The following is a 20,187-nucleotide window of genomic DNA, read 5'->3' as shown; positions in this document are numbered from 1 at the left end:
CCCGCAGCAGCGCGAAAGGCGTGTGCGGAAGGTACACCCGCTCGATTTCGATGGCCCCCGTCGCCGCGTACAAGTCCTTCAACCCAGCCGCGACACCGAGAGCCACCTCATCCGCGCGCTTCGGCGGGATGAGGCGCGCCTTCGCCGAAGCGGCATCACCCGTCGAACGGCGGCGCGTCTACCCGGGAGTGCGACGAAGATCTCGGCGGCTTCCAGGAGGCCACAGCACGTTGAACGCACGCAGCGCCGAAGGCGTGCCCGGAGGAACTCAGCGCCACGCGCTGAGTCCTGCCGCCTGCTCAACTCGATCGCGGCCTTGCGCCTTGGCGGCATACAGCGCGTCGTCAGCGGCGCGGAGCAGGTCATCGACGGTCTGGTCCGGGGCCAGTGCGGCCACACCCGCGCTGACAGTGACCCGAATCTCGCCGTCACGAACGGGGACAGCGGTGCGCGCGCACTGGGAGCGGGCCTCGTCTGCGCGTCGGGCCGCATCGCGTCCGGTGACCCCTGGAAGCAGCAGTGCGAGCTCTTCGCCACCAATCCGCGCGACTAACTCGCCGGGCCATGCCGATTCGGTAAGGGCCTTCGCCACCGCTACAAGCACCCGGTCTCCGGCGGCGTGCCCGTGGGAGTCGTTGACGGCCTTGAAGTGGTCGAGGTCGAGCAGGGCGACGCTCAGGTGAGCTCCGTTCTCGCGTGCCGCCGCCGCCGACTGTGCGAGATGCTGCTCGAACGCGCGGCGGTTGTGCAGCCCGGTGAGCGCGTCCCGCGTCGCCTGGTGCGCGAGCTCGGTACGCAGGCGCTCGATCTCGGTGACGTCGCGCAGCGCCACGACTGAACCGACGGGCGTGCCGCGCAGGTCGGCGATCTGCGTGACGCGGACGTCGAGCACCCTGCCGGACGGCATCGTCAGGATGCTCGTACCACCGTGCGAAAGTGCGTTGCCGAGCTCGGGAGCTAGGCGGTCGCGCCATGTCGCCTCGAGCGCATTGTCGTCGGGTAGGGAACCCTCCGGATCTCGGAGCAGCGCCCGCGCGGCACCGTTGACATCGAGGAGCCGGCCGCACGGATCGAGAACGACCACGGCGTCGGTCAGCGCGTCGAGCACCTGACGCGTCGTGACTGGCACGCCGCGGCTCTGTTCCCGGAACCGTTCGACCCACCCCCAGATTGCCGCACTGATGAGGAAGAACACTGGAGTGAGGTGCAGGTTCTCCGACCGCGTGGCGATGACCGTGGTGAGCACGTTGCCGATGGCGGGAATGGTCGCGGCGAGGGCGGCAACGATGTAGACGTGTCGGTGTCCTGGGACCGCGCGGGGTAGTGCGCGTAGCGCAAGGGCGATGCCGACGACCAGCAGTGTGTAGCTGTACGCCGTGTGCACCCAGTACAGCGGCCCGAGCCCGATGACGACGGTGTCACCCGTGGTGTCGATTCGGAGGAAGGCGTGGTGCCACGGGTTGGTCGTGAGCACCACTGCGAGCAGCGCCGGATGCACGAGCAGGAGCAGCGCGACTCGCCGCGTCAGGCTGCGCCCCGAGAGCACGACGAAGTACCAGAAGGCGGCGCCGACGACGACAGCCGCCCCGGGGAAGACCGCGTAGTGCAGAGTGACGGTCGCAGCGACCGACGATTCTGCGACGTGCAGCAGCCCTCGAGCGACGGCCCACTCAGACGCGCCGACCAGCATGAGTACCAGTGGGACCGCGAGCGGCGATGTGCGGCGCCGACTCAGCACGCGCACTGCCGTGACGGTCGCCACAGCAGCCGCGATCAGCGACAAGACCTCGACTGGCGTGGGCACGAACACCTCCTCCCCCCGTATCGACTGTCGCCCCGAGAATGTGACCGCTCACGAGGACGGCTTTTGGAGACGGCGACGTCGGTTTGAGGGCGATGAACGCGTTCGTCTTGGTCCAGGGAGACTCATGCTCGAAGCGCTCATCGACGTAGACATGCTGACTCGCACCGGAGGGCGCCCCGCACGCCGTCGTACGGTCAGGCACGCCCATGCGCCCGCGGGCCGCCGGGAGCACGTTCGCGTCCCGCCGATCTCGACTTCTGTGAGCCGGTTCTCCGGGCGCAGCTCACCGTGCCGGTTGGCTTGGCACCGCAGCCAAGCTAACCGGACGGCTTCGGCCTTGACCTCGGGGCGCAGGCCGGGCCCGGACTCGCTACACACGCGCGCCGGCGCGTCTCCAGCAACGCCGCCTGCCGCTGGGCCACGCCCGACGAAAGCCTTGTAATCGAGCTCCTTGCCCGTGAGATCCGCGCCCGTTACTCACCTCCGGACGCGGCCTCCACGTTGTAACTGACGTCGGGGGTCGACCCCTGCACCGCGGCCAGGGCGGTTTGGATCACCTTCGAGCTTGCCCGCGGGTACGGAAGGCACGCCAGCCAGCGCTGAGGTCTGGCTCAAGCGCGCCTTCTCGACCGTGAGGCGGAACCGCTTGAGTAGAGGGGCAGATGTTCAGGCGGCGAAGCGGGCCCACACATGCTTGGTCGATGCCCCGGCGTACCACCCGATCTCCTGCGCGAGCTGGCGGGCGATCAGCAAGCCAAAGCCACCGTCGCCTGCGCCTCTGATTCCCGCGAGAACGGGACCGGTGCCGGTGGCGTTGTCGGCGACGTCGAGCAGGTAGGACGTCGCGTCGGTGCGCAGCTCGACGACAGCGGGCGGGCCAGCGTGCCGCAGGGCGTTGGTGGCGAGCTCGGAGACCACCAGCGCGATCGCGTCGCAGAGCCGGGCTGGGGCAGGTGCGGACCCGGCGTGGCCCGTGACGGCGTCCACCACGCCGTGGCGGAGGGCGGTGAGCTCGGCGGGGGTGTCAAGCACCCACCGCTGGATCGCGCGGTAGGTGCCGGTCGGCGGGCCCGCGGGCATGCCGTGGTCGTGGACTGAGCGTCGATCAGCCACGCGTCGCTCCTGCGGGCGCGTGAGGACGGGGGGTCATAACTGCTCCTGCTGCGCCGCCTCGCGCGACGTGCGCCGAGGGCCGGCTGAGGCGGGGCGGGCCCGGTCCTCGCGGTGGGCGCGCACTGCGAGGAGCGCGACGTCGTCCTCGGTATTTGCTGCCAGGTCCTGGATCAGGCGGTCGCACAGGTCGTCGAGTGGGAGGTCGGCGAGGCTCTCGATGTGCTGTCGCAGTCGCTCCAGTCCGTGTCTGAGGGGTTCGCCGCGGCGCTCGACGAGCCCGTCGGTGTAGAGCAGGACGGTCGACTCCGGTGGCAGCTCGTGGGTGTGGTCGTGCCGCTGGGTGTGGGCACGGATCCCGAGCAAAAGGTCGGCTGGGCGTTCGAGCAGCTCGGCGTGTCCGTCGGGGTGCAGCAGCACCGGGGGCAGGTGCCCGGCGTTGGACCATCGCAGCATCCGCAGGCCCGCCTCGGCCTGCTCGGGGGTCTGCTCGATCTTGGCCAGGATCGCGGTGCTGAACGATCCGACTGCGAGGTCGTGCATGGCCCAGTCGAGGGAGGACAGGATGTGCGCGGGTGGCTGCACGACGGCGTGGGCGCCGCCGCGCAGGACGTTGCGGACCTGGGCCATGGTGACGGCGGCGCGCAGGTCGTGGCCGGCGACGTCGCCGATCACCAGGCAGGTGCTGCCGTCGCGGACGACGAACGCGTCGTACCAGTCCCCGCCGATCTGCGCGCCGGTCGCGGCCGGCACGTACCGGGCGGCCAGGTGCAGGTGGTCCGGCTCGGGCAGCGCCGTCAGCAGGCTGCGCTGCAGCTCCTCGGCCAGGTGGCGCCGTGTGGCGTGCAGGTGCGCGTTGTCCAGGGCCAGGCCGACCTGCGCGACGACCTCCCGCATGGTTGTGAGTTCGCCGTCAGTGAACGCCCCGCGTCCTGTTCCTCGGTAGAGGGTGAGCAGTCCCCGGGTGTGCCCGCGCCCGCGTAGTGGCAGGGCCAGGCTCGCGTGCGGGGCGAGCTGGTCGAGTAGTTCCCGTGCGGGTCCGGGGCCGACGATGCCGGCGTGCTCGGAAGGGCTGGTCAGTGTGATGGGGCGGCCGCTGGTCAGGGCGCGCGCGATCGGGGATGTCTCGCTCAGTGCGGGGAGCCGTGCGCGCAGGTAGTTCTCGAGCACGGCTTGCAGGGCGGGGTCGGCGTGCAGGGCGGCGACGTCACGCAGGCGTTGGCGCCATGGTCCGTGGCCCTCCTCGAGCAGGCTGACGATCGCGAAGTCCCCGAGCTGCGGGACCAGGTGCGGGAGCACTGCCTCCAATGCCGCCGTGGGGTCGAGGACTTCAGCGAGGTTCGTGGCGACGTCGGCCAGGAGCGCGGACCGGGCCCGCGCGCGCTCGGCGACCGCCAGAGCCCGGTGCCGGTCGGTGATGTCGGTGAAGTACGCCGCGACCCCGCCGCGCTCGGGGACTGCCCGCACCTCGTACCAGGCGTCGAGCGGCGCCGGGTAGTACGCGTCGAACACGACCGGCTCACCGGTCTGGGCCACGGCCCGGTAGCTCTCTTCGAAGACGGTGCCGACCGCTGCCGGGAACAGCTCCCACAGGTCCCCCCCGATGAGGCGGTCGCGGGTGCTGCCCAGGACGCGCTCGGCCTCGGCGTTGACGTAGGTGAACCGCCACACCTCGTCGAGGTGGAAGTACGCGACGGTCATGTCCTCGAGCACCTGGTGGACGCGCTGCTCACCCTCGCGCAGCGCCGTGACGTCGGTGGTCACGCCGATGATCTCCTGCGCCGTCCCGTACGGGCCGGGCAGCGCCTGCCCCCGCGCCACCAGCCAGCGCACCGCCCCGTCGGGGCGCTGCACCCGGAACTCCGCCTCGTACACCCCACACGCAGCGATCGCCGCGTTGAGCGCCGCAGTGACCTGCGTCAGGTCGTCCGGGTGGACGCGGGCGTTGAAGGCCCGGATGGTTCCGCCGAAAGACTCTTCGTCGTACCCGAACACCTCCAGCAGAGCCGCGTCCCACCGCAGCGCCCCCGTGCGCAAATCCCACTGGAACGTACCGATCCCGGCCGCCTGCGTAGCGGCCGCGAGCAGCTCGCCGCGGTCCGCGGCGGCGAACTCGGCGTGCAGCGCGGTGATCTCCAGCTGGGCGACCGCGGCGGCGGCCAGGTGCTCCAGGGTGTGCGCGTCGTGCTCCGACCACGCGCGCACCTGCGGGTCGTACGCGCACATCGCCCCCACCACCCGCCGGTCGTCGCTGAGCAACGGCACCCCGAGATAGGCACCGATCTGCCCCGACGCCAGTCCCGCGGCGCCGGCAACCCGAGTGTCATGAGCAGCGTCATGAACAACTAGCCGCTCTCCGGCGGCCGCCACCCGGGCGCACAGTGAGCTCTCCAGTGCGGTGCGGGTCCCGGCGGGGCCCGGCACGGCGTCCACCGCCGCGACGATGACCCGCTCGTCGGTCAGCAGTGAGATCTCCGCCGACTGGACGCCCAACAACTGAGTTGCCAGCACGGTGAGGGACTGCAGCGAAGCCTCGGTGTGACCGGCCCGCAGCAGCCGGTACGCAGCAGCGGTCCGGTCACCGTCCGCGGCCAGCGCACGCGCCGCCGCCACATCCTTCGAACCGCCTGCCGGGTTCGTCATACGTCTTTCCCTTCACCGAGGCCGCGTGCGGCCCGCCCAGCATCCGGCTTTCCGGTTCGGATCGCAGGTCGATGCGCTGCCGGGCACCCGCACGCACGCCCTCCGCATGCAAAGCCGTGTACTACCCGACAAGACGATTATCAGTCGTTGCGCCGTGCGACGGCGCCGCAATCGAGGAAGTCAGCCGCCGAAGACACGGGCTGTCGCGCGGTCGCCAGCAGAAACCGCAACTGCCGGGGCAGAACATCCAGCCCGCGGCTGGCGCCACCTAGTGCGAGCCGGTGAGGACTTCGTCCATCCCGAGGACCAAGAGCAGGAACCGGGCCGCCGGTGACGCCGCGACGGTCAGGGGCCCGTAGATGAAGCAGCGGGACATGAACCGTGCGCCGTTGGAGTCGATAAACGTCACGCCGAGCGCGTCGACCATCACCGGCAAGCCGAGTTCGCGCACCATCCGGGCGGCATCGTCGAGATCCTCGGCGAGCTCGGTGTCGATCTCGCCGGTCAACGTGACAAGCACTGCATCGGGACCCACAGCCACCTGGACCATGCCGATTGGAGCCTCGTCATCCCGCATGAGATCGCCACCGCTCACGACCTGCGCCGCCTCTCGAGGGCCAGCCAACGACACGTTCTTGTCCCGCAGCGCCCGGCAGACGCGCGAGCCTCGGCGACACGGGCCCCATCGCGTACGTCCGCACTCTACGGCCCGGACACCGGGCACCACCCGAAACTGGGCCGCTTCCGAGCAGCGAAGGCGCCGCCAGGCGGACACCGGCCCCCTCCCCTACGGTCGAGCCGGTGACCCCACCCTCGACCGCCAGCTCAGACGAAGACACCGAGCACGATGCTGGGCTGCGATCCTCCCGTCCGCCGCCGCACTTCGCGCCGGTGCGTCGATGGGAGCTGGACTCCCTCGCTGAGCTGCATGCCCTGCGTGACGGTCTGCGCCAGGAAATCAACGTGCGCGCCCGAGCGCGCGACGACCGGCTCCTCGACGGTGTGACACACCACCTCGTGCTCGTCGCCTCCGAGCTTGCAACGAACGCGATGCGCCACGGACGCCCGCCCACGTTCATCGAACTCTTTCAGCACGACGCCCTGCTCCTACTCACCGTGGCCGACCATGACCTGAGCCGCGAGCCCCGCATCGCCGGAGGCCGCGCACCAGGTAAAGGTGGCTTCGGGCTGCAGATCGCACGACGCCTGTCACTGGACGTCGGGTGGTACCGCAGCGACAACGTCAAGGTGGTCTGGGCTGAGATCGGCGCTTGACGGCGACCAGACCCGAGGGTTCGCGGTGACGGTAGGAACCGGGCAACGGCGGCATGTTGAGAACAGGGCACGGCCGAAGCTGGTGGGCGGGTGCAGCCGGTCGCGGTGCGCGAGATGCTGGCGGCTCACCGTTGTCCAGTCGAAGAGGGAGGTCCGCATGGACCGGTCCGTCGATCGCGTCGAGACGATCCTCGAGCTGCAGGACCTCGCTCTGTCGACGACAGGCGTCCAGGACTTCATCGACGGCGCAGCCGAGGTGGCCGCGCGATACGTGCCTGGCGGATGCCACGTCGAGATCACGGTGCACCACCCCGAGCGCGCCACCCTCACAAGCCGCCCACGGGCAGCGGACCCGGAGACGGTCGCCCCGATGGCCGACGACACACCGGCCGAGGCAGCAGCCCGCGCCGGTGCGCCGATCATCGTCGGCGACCTCACCCTCGACCCCCGGTGGGATGCATGGTCGCGGGCGGCCCGCGCCGCGGGGTTCATGTCGGTGGCCGTGCTTCCCGGACCCGTCGGAGACTGTGCGCGGCTCGCCCTGACGCTGTACGGCCTGTCACCGGACGTCGGCGATGCGGCGACGCTGCGACTCGCCGAGATGTGCCTTACCGACCTCCATGGTGCGCTGCGCGTGGCGCAGCGCCTGGCCGACGTCGAGCAGGCCAACGAGGACCTGAAGACCGCAATCGCGTCCCGTGCGGTGATCGACCAGGCGATGGGCGTGATCATGGCCCAGAACAGATGCTCCGCCCCCGAAGCGTTCAAGTTCTTACGCCGGGCTTCCCAGAACCGAAACATGAAAGTCCGTGAGCTCGCCGCTGACCTCATCACCGGCGTCACCCACGTTGCCCCCGTGCCTCCCGCACCGTTCTACCCCCGCGGCACCGCTCCCGCGGACCGCACCCGGCGAACCACCACACCGGACGCGGCGCACGCCGTCTGAGACCAGAGCCCGGTTCGCGTAGATGAGGCTGCTTCTACCGAGGGCCGATGACCGACCCGGCCGAGACGTTGCGCCAGGACCCGCTGCTCTCGCCCCGCCCCACTTCCTCTCCTGCATCAGCGGAGCCCTTACTCAATCCAGCAGCCCTTTCCGTTTGCCGCGCACGCCAGACGAGGATGACGCGCCCGGGACTCGCGCGCCTGATCTCGTCGTCGTGCATCGCTTGCAGTGGAGAGCCGAATACGGCGAGGCCCTTCGCGGGCCAGCCAGCGTGCAGATGCGTAGCCGCATCGCGTGGGTCAGTCTTGACAGACCGTCTAGTGGCTACGGTCGCACCACGAGCACCAAGGACCACCCATGGAGCCTGTCCCCTCGACCGCGGCAGTCCTGCAGCACCTCGCCCAGACCAGCGACGCCGACCTCGACCTTGACCGGCGTCTTCGCGAACTGGCCGACCAGGTGGGCGCCGTCATTCCCTCGTGCGTCGGGGTGAGCATCACCATCCTGGACGAAGGGCTGACGTTCACCCTCGCGGCATCCTCGGCGGTCGCTGCCGCGCTCGACGCCGCGCAGTACGCCTCGAGCGGTCCGTGCGTGGATGCCGCACGCGTCCAGGGTCAGTTCACCGTCGACGACGTGCTCGACGAGGACCGCTGGCAGCAGTTCGCCCTTTCCGCCGCGGCCGCGCACGTCCGCAGCTCGCTTTCCCTGCCGCTGATGCTCCACGGCGAAGTGACCGGCGCTATCAACCTGTACGCGGCCGACCCCCGCGCGTTCGCCGGTCATGAGCCCGAGTTGCGGGCCCTGCTGGGCGACGGCGTCGCGCACGCCGTACGCAACGCCGACCTGTCCTTCCACAGCCGCGATCAAGCACACCAAGGACCTCGCGTGCTCGCCGAGCGCGACCTCATCGAGCAGGCCGTCGGCTACCTCATGGGCACCCACCGCATCAACGCCGACCAGGCCCGACGACGACTCCACGACGCCGCCGACCGCTCCGGCACCGACCCCCTCACCACCGCCCACACACTGCTCAGCTCCGAACGCTGACAGCCGAGGCGGCGAGGCCCCGGCGCACGGGGCGAGCAGCGGGACCTCACCCGCAGGCTGAACCTCAGCGCGGACACCCCCGCGACCCCGAGCTGCACACCAACCCTGTGCATCGAAGCGCGGAGAGCACCACCGCCTGAAGGCCCCGCGACCGCAGGTGCCTGCGTCCGCAGATGTGCCGGTCCGCTCGACGTAGCGCTTGCGCAGCCGACGCCCGACGACTCTCCCGCGCCATGGGTTTGTTGCCGAGCCGGAGCCGCACGAGGCTGCCGGTCTCGCCCAACAGAACTAGTCGCCCCACCGGGTGACGCTGTGCACGACGCGGGCTACGCCAGCAGATCGAGGTGAGCATCACGAGACGGCCTGGTCCCGACGCCCGCCCGCGCGCGGGCGATGACGTCGTCGTGCGTCGCTTCGCGACCTCCCACATCTGAACCAGTCCTCGCCGGTGCGCACATCGAGCAAGCAGCTGGGCCGGCTCGACATTGGGCTGCCGACGGCACGCCAGCACCCCTCTTGCTCGCTGCAGCGGCCGTTGCGTACACCGACCGCAGGCTGCCGGCTCCTTCGTCTGCTAGCACCACGAAGCGTGTGCGCTAACCGCGGACGAGTTCACGAAGACCGGGCGTGGAGTTGCGTTCGCGCAGCCATACATCGAAGTCGTGCAGGGGCTGGACGCGACGAGCGGTGATCGGGTCTGCGTCGCGCCAAGAACGAAGCCGGGCGAGCGCGTAGCAGAAGTACTCTTCGGCGTTGGTTGACCATATCGGGCACGGCGCTGGCACGGCGGTATTGGAGTCATGCACAAGGCGATCCGCGAACGCCATCGTTCCTGTGGCTTCTCCGATCGCGGCGCGGACGCTTCGGCGCAGGTGCCTCCACGACATTGGAAGGCGATGGGTCTCAGCCTCTATCGCGTTGAGTGCCGCCTCTGTTACCTCCAACCATCGGGCTCCGCCCGCATCACGGTCCCACTTTCGCACCAGTCGCATCAGTTCATCCAGGCGCAGCACGATCGCATCAGCTGCCTCCCGGCGACGGGATGTGCGCTCCTTGCTGCGGTAGGCGAAGGTGGTTGCCGCCCAGGCGATGATGCCGCCGGTGAACGTGGGGATCGCGTCGGCGAACGAGTCCAGAAGGTTCATGGGGAAAGTTTGGCGTCCGGGTCTGACACGTGGCGCACCATGCGGGTCCCGTTGAAACGGTCCTCCGAGCCGCACGCGAGCCACGCTCCGCCGCGTCGATCGGACTGGACGACGCGTGCGCATGCTGCGTGATGCAGGCGGACGACTTGGGACACGCTTCGGCGCGCGACACCTGCAGACCCCCTCGCGGCAGACCGCACGGCCGCCGCTCATCAGCGAGCGGCCGTGCGGTCTTCCACAGCGGATCACCGCGGCGTCTCGAGGCCGCGCGTGTAACCCGCCGTCGCGACGACGTGCGCCTGCGGCCAGGGTTACGCGGTAGCCGCGATGAAGACTGCGTCGTTGGCCACGTTGGTCACGACCCATGTCCCACCCTGTGCGACGGCGCTGGGAACGGAGACGCAGAAGTTTCCCGCTACGGTCGCCGAGTCGAAGACGGCCTGCGTGCTCGACCAGTCGTCGGGCACAACGCCGCAGTAGTCGTCCGGGCCCGAGCCGTAGGACGTGCCGTCGCTCCCGACGTACTTGACGGTCAACGACCACATGGGGTTGATGCCCGCGTCGATCTCGGCGAGCCCTTCATCGGCCTGCTTCTGAATCGTCGGCCAGTCGACAGCGACTGTGAGGGGGAACATCACGAACTGCCGACCTTCAACGGGCGGCTCGTTGAACTCATTCTCGGCTTGGACGGCTGGCCAGGCGTCGAACGTCGTCACACCACCAGAGACCGTGAAGGCGCTGTCGGCGCCGACGAGTCGGGCCTCTCCGGGGGCGAGCGGATTCGCGCGCGACCCGCGTTCCGACTCGGGGGCGGGTGTCGGAGTCGGTGTGGAAGTCGGCTCAGCCTCCTGCGTCACCGACGGAGTGCTGACGGGCAACGCGTCGTCCTCGGCAGCGGAGCAGGCCGTCAGAGCCAGCATGGCGACGGCCAGGGTTACGACGGTAGTGCGTCGATTCACGAGTACTTGCTCCTAGTTCTTGCTACATCGACTGAGCCGAAGCACATCTGTCGATACAGCGGTGTTCGAAGGTTGTGGCCACGCCAGAGTTGCGCCGCAAGACCTCACGGCGCCCCACCGTCGAGCGAGTGCCTTCTCGTGTATCGGCACGATCTCGCCAGCACTCAACGGCTTGATGTTCGACTCGTGGACACGGTGCGCCGAATCGTTGTGTCCGGTCGGTGCGCGGGAGATGCTTGCTGTCCGCAGTGTCCAGCCGGGGGGGTGGTCCTGATGGACCTGACATCAGCGCGCGCACGCACCGTCCTGGATCTTCACGAGCTGGTGCTCTCGACGGCGGACATCGCGGAGTTCGCCGAGGGCGTCGTTCGCGCAGCGGAGCGGCACGTGACCGGTGGCACGCATGCCGCTGTCACGTTGAAGCGTCGCGGCGTAGTCGCCGGCGTGGCCAGCAGCAACCCGCGCGCCGCGGCGTGCGATGAAGTGGAGTACGGCGCAGGCGAGGGACCGTGCCTGTCCTCGATCGAGGAGAGCCGCCGGGTCCTCGTGTCCGACATCGCCGCTGAGGTGCGCTGGCCCGCGTGGTGCGAAGCCGCTCGTGCTGCGGGTTTCCGCTCAGCGGTCGCCTTGTCGCGAAAGGTTCCCGGCGGTGTGGAGTTTGCACTCAACCTGTACTCCACTGACGTCGACGCCTGGGATGCCAACGCGCTGCTGCGAGCCGAGATGTACACCGAGGAACTTGCCAGGACGCTGACCCTTGCCCTCCGGTCAGCCAACCAAGCGCACACGATCGAAGATCTCCGCGCCAGCTTGGCCTCTCGGGCAGTGATCGACCAGGCGATGGGCGTGATCATGAGCGAGAACCGGTGCACCGCGGAAGAGGCGTTCCGCATCCTGTGTAGCGCCTCCCAGCACCGCAACATCAAGGTCCGCGACATCGCTACGGCCTTGATCACTCGCGTTACTGGCGCCGCTCCCACCGCGCCGATCGTCACGATGGGTTCCCGAAGCGAAGGTGAACGCACCTGACCGCCGTCCGTTTCTGCCCGGATTGCTCCTGGGTGCATTATTGGACATACGTCAGCACCGACGATGCCGTCCTTGCCGGGACGCGCTGCGGTCGGGCGCCGGCTCGGTCGGGGGGCCCAGCATGACTCGCATCACCGCACGCACCACTCAGAAGGCGCCGGCGGGTCTACCGTGGGATCCACGCCACGACCACCTGCTCGCCTCCCTGGCCAGCACCGCCGCCCACGCGATCGGCAGCGGCACGCAGGTGCAGATCACGGTCCGGGTCGACGGCACCGATCTGTCAGCCGCATGCACGGATCCACGCCTCGACGCCTGCGCCGCGGCCCAGGACCTTCATGCGGAAGGTCCGCGCCTGCACGCCCTGACCACTCTGGAGCCGGTGCTCGTCGAGGACGTCGCCGCCGACGTCCGCTGGCAGGGGTGGCAGAACGCCGTCATGAACGCGAGCTTCTGCTCCGTAGCCGTGCTCGCCACAGCGAGCGGCAACGGTTGGTCCCTCGCGCTAGCCGCGTACGGTGACCGACCCGCCCGCTGGGGCCCTCAGCGTGTCGCCGTGGCCCCGAACACCTGGTCCTGGCCGTCCACGTGGGCGAGCTGTGCCAGGCCCTGGATGCCCAGACCCGTACCAGCGACGACCTGTGGTCGGCGCTGGCGACCCGGCCCGCGATCGACCAGGCCATCGGGGTCATCATGGGCCAGAACCGGTGCGGTCACGATGAGGCGATGGCGATCCTGCGCAGCGCATCGAGCAACCGCAACATCGCCGTCCGGGACATCGCCGCTGACATCGTCGAACGACTGACCGGCCATCGCGCCGCACCCGAGGCACCATTCACTCCACGCCACTAAAACTAACTTTACGTACTGGTCAGAGCGCGCTGATGAGCGTGCGGGCCAGGGTCAGCTGGTCGATACCGGCGCGCTCGGCAGCGTCCTGGAGATGTTGGCGCGCCCGGTCGGGGTCGAGCCCTTCCTGGGCCATGAGCATCCCGACGGCCTGCTCGATCAGGTCCAGGTCGCCCAGAGACCGAGGCGCGTCGGTTGCGTAGGTGCGGGTGCGGAATGGCAGGTCGGCGTTGGTCACGGCGACGTCGATGCCGGGCCCGACGATCGCGCGCAGCTCCTCGAGGTCACCGGTGAAGGCACGGGGGTCAGCGGCGTAGAGGTTGATCGACCCGTGCCAGCCGCCGACGAGCAGCGGAAGGGACAGGCTGCTGCGGACGTTCTCGGCGGCCGCAGCGGCGGCGAACCGCTGCCAGCGGTCCTCATTGAGAACGTCCTGCACGGTGAGCTCGATCCCCTCGAGCGCGGTCTGGACGCACGGTCCGCTCGTCGCGTACTGCACACCGTCCAGGGCCGAGGTCTGCTCCGAGGTGGACACGAGGGTGAACGTCAGGCCGGCGTCGGCGACGCTCAGGCTCATGCCGGTGCACGACGGCACGACGCGCGAGACGCGCTCGGCCATGTCACGCAGCATCGCCTCGAGGTCGGGTCCACCGGTGGTGCGCAGCTCACGCAGCACTTCGGACGTCTGCGGTATGGGCTCCATGACTCTCCTACGACGATCGCGGTCGCGGCTGCTCCATGCGGACGGTCCGCCCGACACAGGAGCTCGGCATGGGCTTGACCGGGTCCTTGTTCCATCGTGCCGTTCGGGCACACCCAGCGCAGCGCGACCCGCTTTCCGGTGCCGGCTCAGTCGCTCGACGGGTGCGGTGACGGGGGCTCAGGCAGGTAGGTGGTGACGTCGAGAGTGCGCAGGACGAACCGGGCGACCTGCTCGACGTCGAGGTCGGTACCGGTGCTCATCTCCAGCAGGCTCGCCATCGCTTCGTCCGGGGTGCAGGCGTTGGCGTGCATGAGAACCCCGACGGCCTGCTCGATCACCGCGCGCGTGCTCAGTGCCTCGCGCAGGGCGATGTCCATGAGCTGCGTCGGGCTGTCCAGTCGGGCGCGGATCGCGTCGGCGATGCCCTGGGCGTGGGTGTCGGCGTCGGCGAGGGCCTGGGCGTCCCACGGGTCGGTGACCCGGGAGTACAGGTTCAGCGCCACGTCGAGGCCCGGGGCGACGCGGGCGGGCATCGCGAGAGCCGAGACGAATCCCTCGACCGTCGCCTGCGCGCGCCACTCAACCCAGGTCGCGTCCAGGACACGCGGAACCAGCACGGCGTGCAGCTGGCCCATCGCCTGAATGCAGGGCCCCGCACCAGTGCGGGCCTCGACCTGGTCGCAGCGTGCCGAGCGGTCGTCGCTGCTCGCCGGACGCACAAGCGCACCGTGATGGGCGAAGGTGATGCTCGCCTGCGTGTGATCCCCGAAGTGGGCCGCGGCCTGCACGACGAGCTCGTGCAGGTACGGCGAGAGCTCGGTCACGCCGGCCGGGCCTTCCCGGTGGCGGTCGGCCACCCGTACACCGGTGACGCGCAGCTGCATCAGTCAGCCACGTCGACATGCCATCGACGCTCTCATCTTCGCATGGCACCGCTTGCGTGGGCGAAGGCTGTACGTCCTAGTTCGGTATGAAGCCCGCTGGTCCGATGCGGACGTGGATCCCTAATCCTTGGGCGCGCTACGGCAACCGTCACGCTCGGCGCCTCCTCACCTGTCGCCTGGTCTGGCTCCTCGCGCTGAAGCGGGCGTTCGCATCTCGCCCATCGAGCAACGACCCGAAGCGGTCTGAACCGTCCGTCAGGGCCGAAGCGCCGCGGATGCCCGTGGCATCGGGTGGGCGTAACGTTTTACGAGACCGGGCCAGCCATTTCCGGGCCAGACACCGTGCGTGATGTGCAGGTCCCGGGGGCGCCATGGTCGACGACCGGATGCTCGTCGAAGCCGTAGCGCGTCTCGCGTCGCTCGCCACGGCGGACTTCGATGCTGATGAGATGCTCCGGCAGTTGTGCCGGGTGGCGTCCCAGGTTGTGCCCGTCGATGGCGTTGGAGTCATGGGCGTGCCCGACGATCAAGGGCACCGGCCGCGTGCGCGATTCGTCGACGCCGTGGGACCCGTCAACGCAGCGGAGGAACTACAGGAATCCTTGCAGGAAGGCCCGTGCCGGGACGCGATCGACTCCGGCGAGATCGTCGTGATCGACGACCTCGCCGGGATGCAGCGCGTCTGGAGCGGCTTTGCGCCCGCAGCCGTGCGGCAGGCGCTAGGCGCCGTCATCGCCATCCCGCTGCGCAGTCGCGGACGAGTGTGGGGAACGTTGGACTTGTACCGGCACGAGCACGGGCCGTGGACCGTCGATGAGATCCGCGCCGGGCGCATGCTCGCGGATGTCGCCGTCTCCTATCTCGTCATGGCTTTCGATCGAGACCAAGCGCGCTCCGACCGCCTCGAGGTCGAGCATCGATCTCTGCACGACCCGCTCACCGGTCTGCCCAATCGCAGGCTGCTGTTCGACCGCATCGAGCACGCCTTGGCCGCGGCTCGCCGCACGGGCGGCCCGATCGCCGTCGCGTTCATCGACGTCGACCGATTCAAGATCATCAACGACACCTATGGCCACGCCACCGGCGATGGCGTCCTCAGCGAGACCGCGCACCGACTGGCTGCGACCGTACGGGCGTGCGACACCCTCGCACGCATCGCCGGCGACGAGTTCGTACTGCTCATCGAACAGCTCCCTCGCAACCCTGAGGAAGCCCGCCCGATCGTCGACGCCATCGCAAAACGGCTGCACGCTGCCCTTGACCCTCCCCTCACGGGGCTCTCGGCGACGCCTGTCACCATCAGCGCCGGAATCACCATCACCCCAGCGGCAGGCGGCACGTCGGCCGACGACCTGCTACATGTTGCCGACGCCGCGATGTACGAAGCGAAAGCTCGGGGCGGCAGCACCACGGTCATTCACGACACCATCGACCGGGCCACTACCCCGTCCCCGCCTCTTGACGGGCCAGACGGGTAACTCGTCGAGCGTTGCAGGTAGTACCGCGCCCACGGGCGTGGCGAAGTCCAACGCAAGCGCTCCGCTTAGGCCCGCAGACACCCTGGTCCACCGAGCTCCTCGTTCCTAGGCAGCGGTGCGGCGCCGGAGACCCGATCGGGTGACCACTGATGATGAGCCGCGCGAGCTCCCGGACTTGCCGACCGCGGCAACGCTGGCCGAAAGCACCGCTTTCACCCGGTCGAGACTGAGCCGTACCGGCCACCATGCCGATGGATCACCCGTGAGCCACGACCGGTCCGAGCGCGCCAGTCTTGCTGCACACTCGGCGTTCTTGGTGACCGCGACGGGCATCTCCGTGGCCTACGGGCTCACCGACGGCGCGGCGCGCAGCGTCGTCTTCCTCGAATCGACTTTGGTGCCGGGCGCGGCGGTTGTGCTCACGCTTGTCGCTCGTAGGCCGCCCCGTCCGCAACCGTGGTGGTGTGCGAGTGCCGCACTCATGCTGCTCACGGTCGACAACATCGCGTGGTTGGTGCAAGTAGGCATCGGCGGAGCGACCCACGCGACTGGCATCATCCCCGCGGTCACCGTCCCGCTGGGATATCTCCTTCTTCTCGCCGCCAGCATCTTCGTCGTCATGCCGACAGCCCGCGTCGACGGTGGTCGCGTCATCGACACGTCCATCATGGCGCTCAGCGGCGCTGGCCTTCTGTGGTCTTTCGTCCTCTTCCCGGCACTCGCTGAGCGCGACGCGGATGTTGCAGAGCGGGGATACACGCTGTTGATCGTGCTGTTGGTCAGCGGCACATTCGGTGCCGTCTTGCGGGCGGTGGTGGACGCACCGCGGGGACGCGCCACGCTCGGGTACTTGCTCCTCGCGAGCGGCAGCGCCCTGGTCGGCAACGTCGGTAACGTCATCGCCGTAGACCCGGCCACTGGAGCAAGCGCGCACTGGGTGGGCCTGACGTGGATCATCGCGTATGCCGCGACGGGTGCGGCGGTAGTACATCCGGCAGCGCGGTCGCTGGCAACCCCGGCGCCGCGACCAGCGCGTCGGCTCGGTCCCGGCGCCCTGACCTTCCTCGGAATCGCGCTTGCGGTGAATCCCGCGATCGCAGGGCTACGTGAACTCGCAGGAGGCGGTGCCGACCTCCTGCTCCTGAGCCTCGGCTCGCTGCTGCTCGTACCCCTCGTCCTAGTCCGGGTGTCTCAGCTAGCCCTTCTCCACGCGCGCGCCGAACAAGAACTCGTTCACCAGGCAACGCACGACGAGCTCACCGGGCTGCCCAACCGTCGGGCCGTCGACCGCCAGGTTGCCGAAATCGTCGACGCGGTCCGCACCGGCCAGGCGCCGGGCGGGCTTGTTTGCTTCCTTGACCTGGACGGCTTCAAGAACGTAAACGACCAGTACGGTCACCACGTGGGCGACCGCCTCCTTGCGCACGTCGCATCCCGGCTACGCGCCGCCGTGCGAAGCGACGACTTCGTCGCGCGCTTCGGCGGCGATGAGTTCATCATCGTCCTCATCGGGGATCCAGATCGGCTCCAGACCGAGACGGTGCAGCGCCTCGAGGACGCGCTGGCGCACGAGATCGACCTCGGACCACTTGCCACGATCGCCAAGGCAAGCATCGGCACGGTCGTACTGCGCCCCGGCACCCACATCACCGCGTCCGAGGTTCTCTCCGCAGCCGACGCCCGCATGTACGCCGCCAAGCGACGGCGCATTTTCACCACGGGCGACATCGTCCACCAACGAGGCACGGCCTCGGACGTCAGTGGACCAGAAAGCTCCCCACTGCAGTGGGCCGAGTGACACTCAACGTCCCGTCGCGCTATGTGGGCGAAGACGTCCAACTTTTGATCGTATGAGTCGTCGCAGTGAGAGAACTGGTCGGCCAAGCTACCCGCGCGCCATCAGCACTCCCGCTTCCCAGCCGGGCGCGCGATGACCGGCAGGTGGCTCGAGGGTCGACACTCCAGAACGCTCAAGCAGCCAAGCGACGACTGAGTTGGACGTCCACATCTCCCCTGTCCCAGCATCGTCACGCCCCCAGGTGTAGGCCGGCACCTCGGCGAGGTCGTCAAGCACACATCCCGGCAGAAGGAAGCGGTCGCTGACGTGCACGGGTGCCGACAGACCGCCGACGCCGTGAACCACACGCACCTCGTAGCGGAACAGCGGACACCACTTGAGGCTTCGCGATCCAACGGGGCCGACTGCCACGACGACGTCGCGCCGCTCGGCGACCTTGCCCCATATCGGACTCATATCGACGGTCCTGACGACCTTGCCAGTCATTACTTCGAGCACGGCATGGACGAGTAACTGCGGCTCCCTGCCCTCGCGGGCGGCCATCGCCCGTTCCCACCAGGCGCTTGTACGACGCGAGACGTACCCGCCCGCACCGACCGGAAACCACCACACTCGCGCGACTGCGTCCACAAGTCGATCTCACCGCAGCGGCGACAACACGTAGCAGGGCGATGGTCCCAAGTCGCAAGCGATGTCCACTCCCGACGTGCGCCTTTGCGCTTCCACTAATGGCGGAAAGGCGGTGCGCATCGGAACTCCTCCGCATCCTCGCTGCAGTCGCGCCCCTACCGCTGCGGTTGGAACCGCAGCGTCTTTCGGACCATCCATGTCGACATGGCACCTGCACGATCAAGTCGAGTCGCTCGCGTCTCCGCAGCGCGCAACGACCGGAGCGATCAGTCGAGCAGGTGCAGGCGCCGGTCGTCCATGAGCAGTCGTTGACTACACACCGCAGAGATGTTCGATGCACGTTGTCATCACGAACGTGGTGGTAACGGTGGTTCAGAGCCGGGGGCTACAGCGCGCTAGTGACCAGCTGCATGTACTCGTCGGCCGGCACCGGCCGGGAAAACAGGTACCCCTGCCCGTACCGCACGCCCATCTCGATGAGATGGTCGCGTTCGGCAATGGTTTCCACTCCTTCGGCCAGGAGATCCAAGTTCAAGGTGCCGGCCATCGCCACCACACCAGCCACGAGCAAGGACCGTCCTGTGCCCGCACCGGTGACCAGCGACCGGTCGAGTTTGAGGGTGCTGACCGGGTATCGACTCAGGTAGTCGAGGGAGGTGTATCCCACCCCGTAGTCGTCGAGGTAGATGACGACACCGGCAGAGGCCAGAACAGCCAGGGTGTCAACGGCGGGGCTGTCGTCGGGCAGCCGCTGGTGCTCGGTGATTTCGAGACGTAGCGCACCCGGCGCCACTCCCGTCTCGTCGAGAGCTGTCAGCACTTGCTCGGCCAGCAAGGGGTCGGCCAAGCTGTCGGGTGTCAGGTTCACGCTGATGGGCCGCGGTTGCAGTCCTTGCCGTTGCCAGTGCGCGATCTGGCGCAAGACGGCGTGAAGCACCTCACGGTCAAGGCGCGCGTCCAGGCCACTGGTGGAGACCAAGCTGAGGAACGCGTTGGGGGCGAGGAGGCCGTGTTCGGGGTGTCGCCAGCGCACCAGCGCCTCTGCAGCGACGTGTTCCTCGGTGATCAAGTCCACGACCGGTTGGTAGTGGATCTCCAGCTTGCCCACGTCCGGGGAGCGCGCGCCTAGCAGCTGGCGTACCTGGCTGGTGAGAACGAACCGGGAAGCCACTTCCTCGCGCATACCCGGTTGGAACGCGGCCACGGTGTTGCGGCCGCTGGTCTTGGCCCCGTACATGGCGACGTCCGCGTTCGTGATCAGGTCGGAAAGCGACATGTCGTCGGTGGCGTCGGCGACGCCGATGCTTGCGCTCACGCGCAGTTCCAGCTGGTTGACAGTGACCGGCTCTTGCATGGACAGCAGTACCTGCTGAGCCAACCGGTGAGCGTGCGGTGTAGCGGCCAGCATGACGAACTCGTCCCCGCCAAGACGAGCCACCAACTCGAGTCCTGGGCGGGGTTCGATCAAGCGATCGCGTATCTGGAGCAGCAGCGCGTCTCCGGTGTCGTGGCCGTAGGTGTCATTGACCTGCTTGAACTCGTCAACGTCTATCAGCAGCATGCTGCGTCCGCCGTCTAGTAGCGGGTTGGTGAACGCGCGGTCGATGCCTCGGCGGTTGGCCAGGCCGGTGAGAGGGTCGTGCTCAGCCAGATGCTCGCTACCGCGCAGCGCCAGGGTCGCTCGCACCAGGCACAAGCCAGCCACGAGGGACGCCGAGACGAGCAGCACCCAGGTCGGCAGTCCCGGTGCGTGACTCACTTCAGCCGCCCACCACAACGCGACGGGCACGACCACGAGCGGCAGCAAGGGACTGCTGCAGGGCTGGTTGACACTCCATCTGTGGGACGAGGTCCCGCTGGAAGGATGTCGCTGTGCCCAAGAAG

The 20,187-nt window shown here is 68.8% G+C and carries 17 protein-coding genes; 7 read left to right on the top strand and 10 right to left on the bottom strand.

The features are described 5' to 3' along the window. Positions 1-268: 268 nt before the first annotated feature. From AB6N24_RS06210 to AB6N24_RS06195, 4 genes are all read right to left on the bottom strand, one after another. Positions 269-1,804 (bottom strand): histidine kinase N-terminal 7TM domain-containing diguanylate cyclase, encoded by a 1,536-nt coding sequence (locus AB6N24_RS06210; protein ID WP_412868552.1) that lies wholly within the window; start codon positions 1,802-1,804, stop codon positions 269-271. A gap of 666 nt (positions 1,805-2,470) precedes the next feature. Next, positions 2,471-2,917, bottom strand: a complete 447-nt coding sequence (locus AB6N24_RS06205) for an ATP-binding protein (protein WP_412868551.1) — start codon at positions 2,915-2,917, stop codon at positions 2,471-2,473. A 33-nt stretch (positions 2,918-2,950) separates the two neighbouring features. After that, entirely contained in the window at positions 2,951-5,557 is a 2,607-nt protein-coding gene (locus AB6N24_RS06200; RefSeq protein WP_412868550.1) for a SpoIIE family protein phosphatase, read from the bottom strand. 268 nt (positions 5,558-5,825) lie between these two features. Continuing rightward, entirely contained in the window at positions 5,826-6,134 is a 309-nt protein-coding gene (locus AB6N24_RS06195) for an STAS domain-containing protein (protein WP_412868549.1), read from the bottom strand. Between the two features lie 224 nt (positions 6,135-6,358). On the opposite strand from AB6N24_RS06195, the gene AB6N24_RS06190 reads away from it, so the two are divergent. From AB6N24_RS06190 to AB6N24_RS06180, 3 genes are all read left to right on the top strand, one after another. Continuing rightward, complete coding sequence (locus AB6N24_RS06190) at positions 6,359-6,832, top strand: ATP-binding protein (RefSeq protein ID WP_412868548.1); 474 nt, start codon at positions 6,359-6,361, stop codon at positions 6,830-6,832. 157 nt (positions 6,833-6,989) lie between these two features. Beyond that, positions 6,990-7,778 (top strand): ANTAR domain-containing protein, encoded by a 789-nt coding sequence (locus tag AB6N24_RS06185; protein WP_412868547.1) that lies wholly within the window; start codon positions 6,990-6,992, stop codon positions 7,776-7,778. Between the two features lie 357 nt (positions 7,779-8,135). Further along, entirely contained in the window at positions 8,136-8,828 is a 693-nt protein-coding gene (locus AB6N24_RS06180; RefSeq protein ID WP_412868546.1) for a GAF and ANTAR domain-containing protein, read from the top strand. Between the two features lie 596 nt (positions 8,829-9,424). On the opposite strand, the gene AB6N24_RS06175 is transcribed toward AB6N24_RS06180, so the two are convergent. Both AB6N24_RS06175 and AB6N24_RS06170 read right to left on the bottom strand, forming a co-directional pair. Then, a complete protein-coding gene (locus AB6N24_RS06175) occupies positions 9,425-9,973 on the bottom strand; it encodes a hypothetical protein (RefSeq protein WP_412868545.1) in 549 nt (182 codons plus the stop codon). A 311-nt stretch (positions 9,974-10,284) separates the two neighbouring features. Beyond that, positions 10,285-10,932 carry a hypothetical protein gene (locus AB6N24_RS06170; RefSeq protein WP_412868544.1) on the bottom strand — a complete coding sequence of 216 codons (648 nt, stop codon included), beginning with the start codon at positions 10,930-10,932 and terminating at the stop codon, positions 10,285-10,287. A gap of 273 nt (positions 10,933-11,205) precedes the next feature. Here AB6N24_RS06170 and AB6N24_RS06165 point away from each other — a divergent pair, with 273 nt between their 5' ends. Both AB6N24_RS06165 and AB6N24_RS06160 read left to right on the top strand, forming a co-directional pair. Next, on the top strand, positions 11,206-11,961 hold the full coding sequence (locus AB6N24_RS06165; protein WP_412868543.1) for a GAF and ANTAR domain-containing protein: 756 nt from the start codon (positions 11,206-11,208) through the stop codon (positions 11,959-11,961). Between the two features lie 588 nt (positions 11,962-12,549). Next, positions 12,550-12,813: an ANTAR domain-containing protein gene (locus AB6N24_RS06160; protein ID WP_412868542.1), complete on the top strand. Its 264-nt coding sequence runs from the start codon at positions 12,550-12,552 to the stop codon at positions 12,811-12,813. A 19-nt stretch (positions 12,814-12,832) separates the two neighbouring features. Here AB6N24_RS06160 and AB6N24_RS06155 read toward each other — a convergent pair whose 3' ends face one another. Together AB6N24_RS06155 and AB6N24_RS06150 are read right to left on the bottom strand one after the other, a co-directional pair. Continuing rightward, a complete protein-coding gene (locus AB6N24_RS06155; protein WP_412868541.1) occupies positions 12,833-13,513 on the bottom strand; it encodes a GAF and ANTAR domain-containing protein in 681 nt (226 codons plus the stop codon). Between the two features lie 146 nt (positions 13,514-13,659). Further along, positions 13,660-14,397, bottom strand: a complete 738-nt coding sequence (locus AB6N24_RS06150) for a GAF and ANTAR domain-containing protein (RefSeq protein ID WP_412868540.1) — start codon at positions 14,395-14,397, stop codon at positions 13,660-13,662. 371 nt (positions 14,398-14,768) lie between these two features. Between AB6N24_RS06150 and AB6N24_RS06145 the strand changes: the two genes are divergently transcribed. Both AB6N24_RS06145 and AB6N24_RS06140 read left to right on the top strand, forming a co-directional pair. Further along, on the top strand, positions 14,769-15,875 hold the full coding sequence (locus AB6N24_RS06145; protein WP_412868539.1) for a diguanylate cyclase domain-containing protein: 1,107 nt from the start codon (positions 14,769-14,771) through the stop codon (positions 15,873-15,875). Between the two features lie 262 nt (positions 15,876-16,137). Then, on the top strand, positions 16,138-17,673 hold the full coding sequence (locus tag AB6N24_RS06140) for a diguanylate cyclase domain-containing protein (protein ID WP_412868538.1): 1,536 nt from the start codon (positions 16,138-16,140) through the stop codon (positions 17,671-17,673). A gap of 87 nt (positions 17,674-17,760) precedes the next feature. Here AB6N24_RS06140 and AB6N24_RS06135 read toward each other — a convergent pair whose 3' ends face one another. Together AB6N24_RS06135 and AB6N24_RS06130 are read right to left on the bottom strand one after the other, a co-directional pair. Continuing rightward, positions 17,761-18,216 (bottom strand): hypothetical protein, encoded by a 456-nt coding sequence (locus AB6N24_RS06135; RefSeq protein ID WP_412868537.1) that lies wholly within the window; start codon positions 18,214-18,216, stop codon positions 17,761-17,763. 472 nt (positions 18,217-18,688) lie between these two features. Then, a complete protein-coding gene (locus AB6N24_RS06130; protein ID WP_412868536.1) occupies positions 18,689-20,110 on the bottom strand; it encodes a putative bifunctional diguanylate cyclase/phosphodiesterase in 1,422 nt (473 codons plus the stop codon). Positions 20,111-20,187 lie beyond the last annotated feature (77 nt).

Origin of the sequence: Cellulomonas jepli (assembly GCF_047229345.1) — a bacterium.
Classification (GTDB): Bacteria; Actinomycetota; Actinomycetes; order Actinomycetales; family Cellulomonadaceae; genus Cellulomonas_A.
The sequence above is the reverse complement of the archived record's forward strand: the minus strand, read 5'-3'. Positions and strand labels throughout refer to the sequence as shown.

Coding starts and splice junctions, on each gene's coding strand:
- AB6N24_RS06200 (WP_412868550.1), bottom strand. CDS start 5,557: ATGACGAACCCGGCAGGCGGTTCGAAGGATGTGGCGGCGGCGCGTGCG.
- AB6N24_RS06195 (WP_412868549.1), bottom strand. CDS start 6,134: ATGCGGGATGACGAGGCTCCAATCGGCATGGTCCAGGTGGCTGTGGGT.
- AB6N24_RS06185 (WP_412868547.1), top strand. CDS start 6,990: ATGGACCGGTCCGTCGATCGCGTCGAGACGATCCTCGAGCTGCAGGAC.
- AB6N24_RS06180 (WP_412868546.1), top strand. CDS start 8,136: ATGGAGCCTGTCCCCTCGACCGCGGCAGTCCTGCAGCACCTCGCCCAG.
- AB6N24_RS06175 (WP_412868545.1), bottom strand. CDS start 9,973: ATGAACCTTCTGGACTCGTTCGCCGACGCGATCCCCACGTTCACCGGC.
- AB6N24_RS06165 (WP_412868543.1), top strand. CDS start 11,206: ATGGACCTGACATCAGCGCGCGCACGCACCGTCCTGGATCTTCACGAG.
- AB6N24_RS06155 (WP_412868541.1), bottom strand. CDS start 13,513: ATGGAGCCCATACCGCAGACGTCCGAAGTGCTGCGTGAGCTGCGCACC.
- AB6N24_RS06150 (WP_412868540.1), bottom strand. CDS start 14,397: ATGCAGCTGCGCGTCACCGGTGTACGGGTGGCCGACCGCCACCGGGAA.
- AB6N24_RS06145 (WP_412868539.1), top strand. CDS start 14,769: ATGGTCGACGACCGGATGCTCGTCGAAGCCGTAGCGCGTCTCGCGTCG.
- AB6N24_RS06135 (WP_412868537.1), bottom strand. CDS start 18,216: ATGGCCGCCCGCGAGGGCAGGGAGCCGCAGTTACTCGTCCATGCCGTG.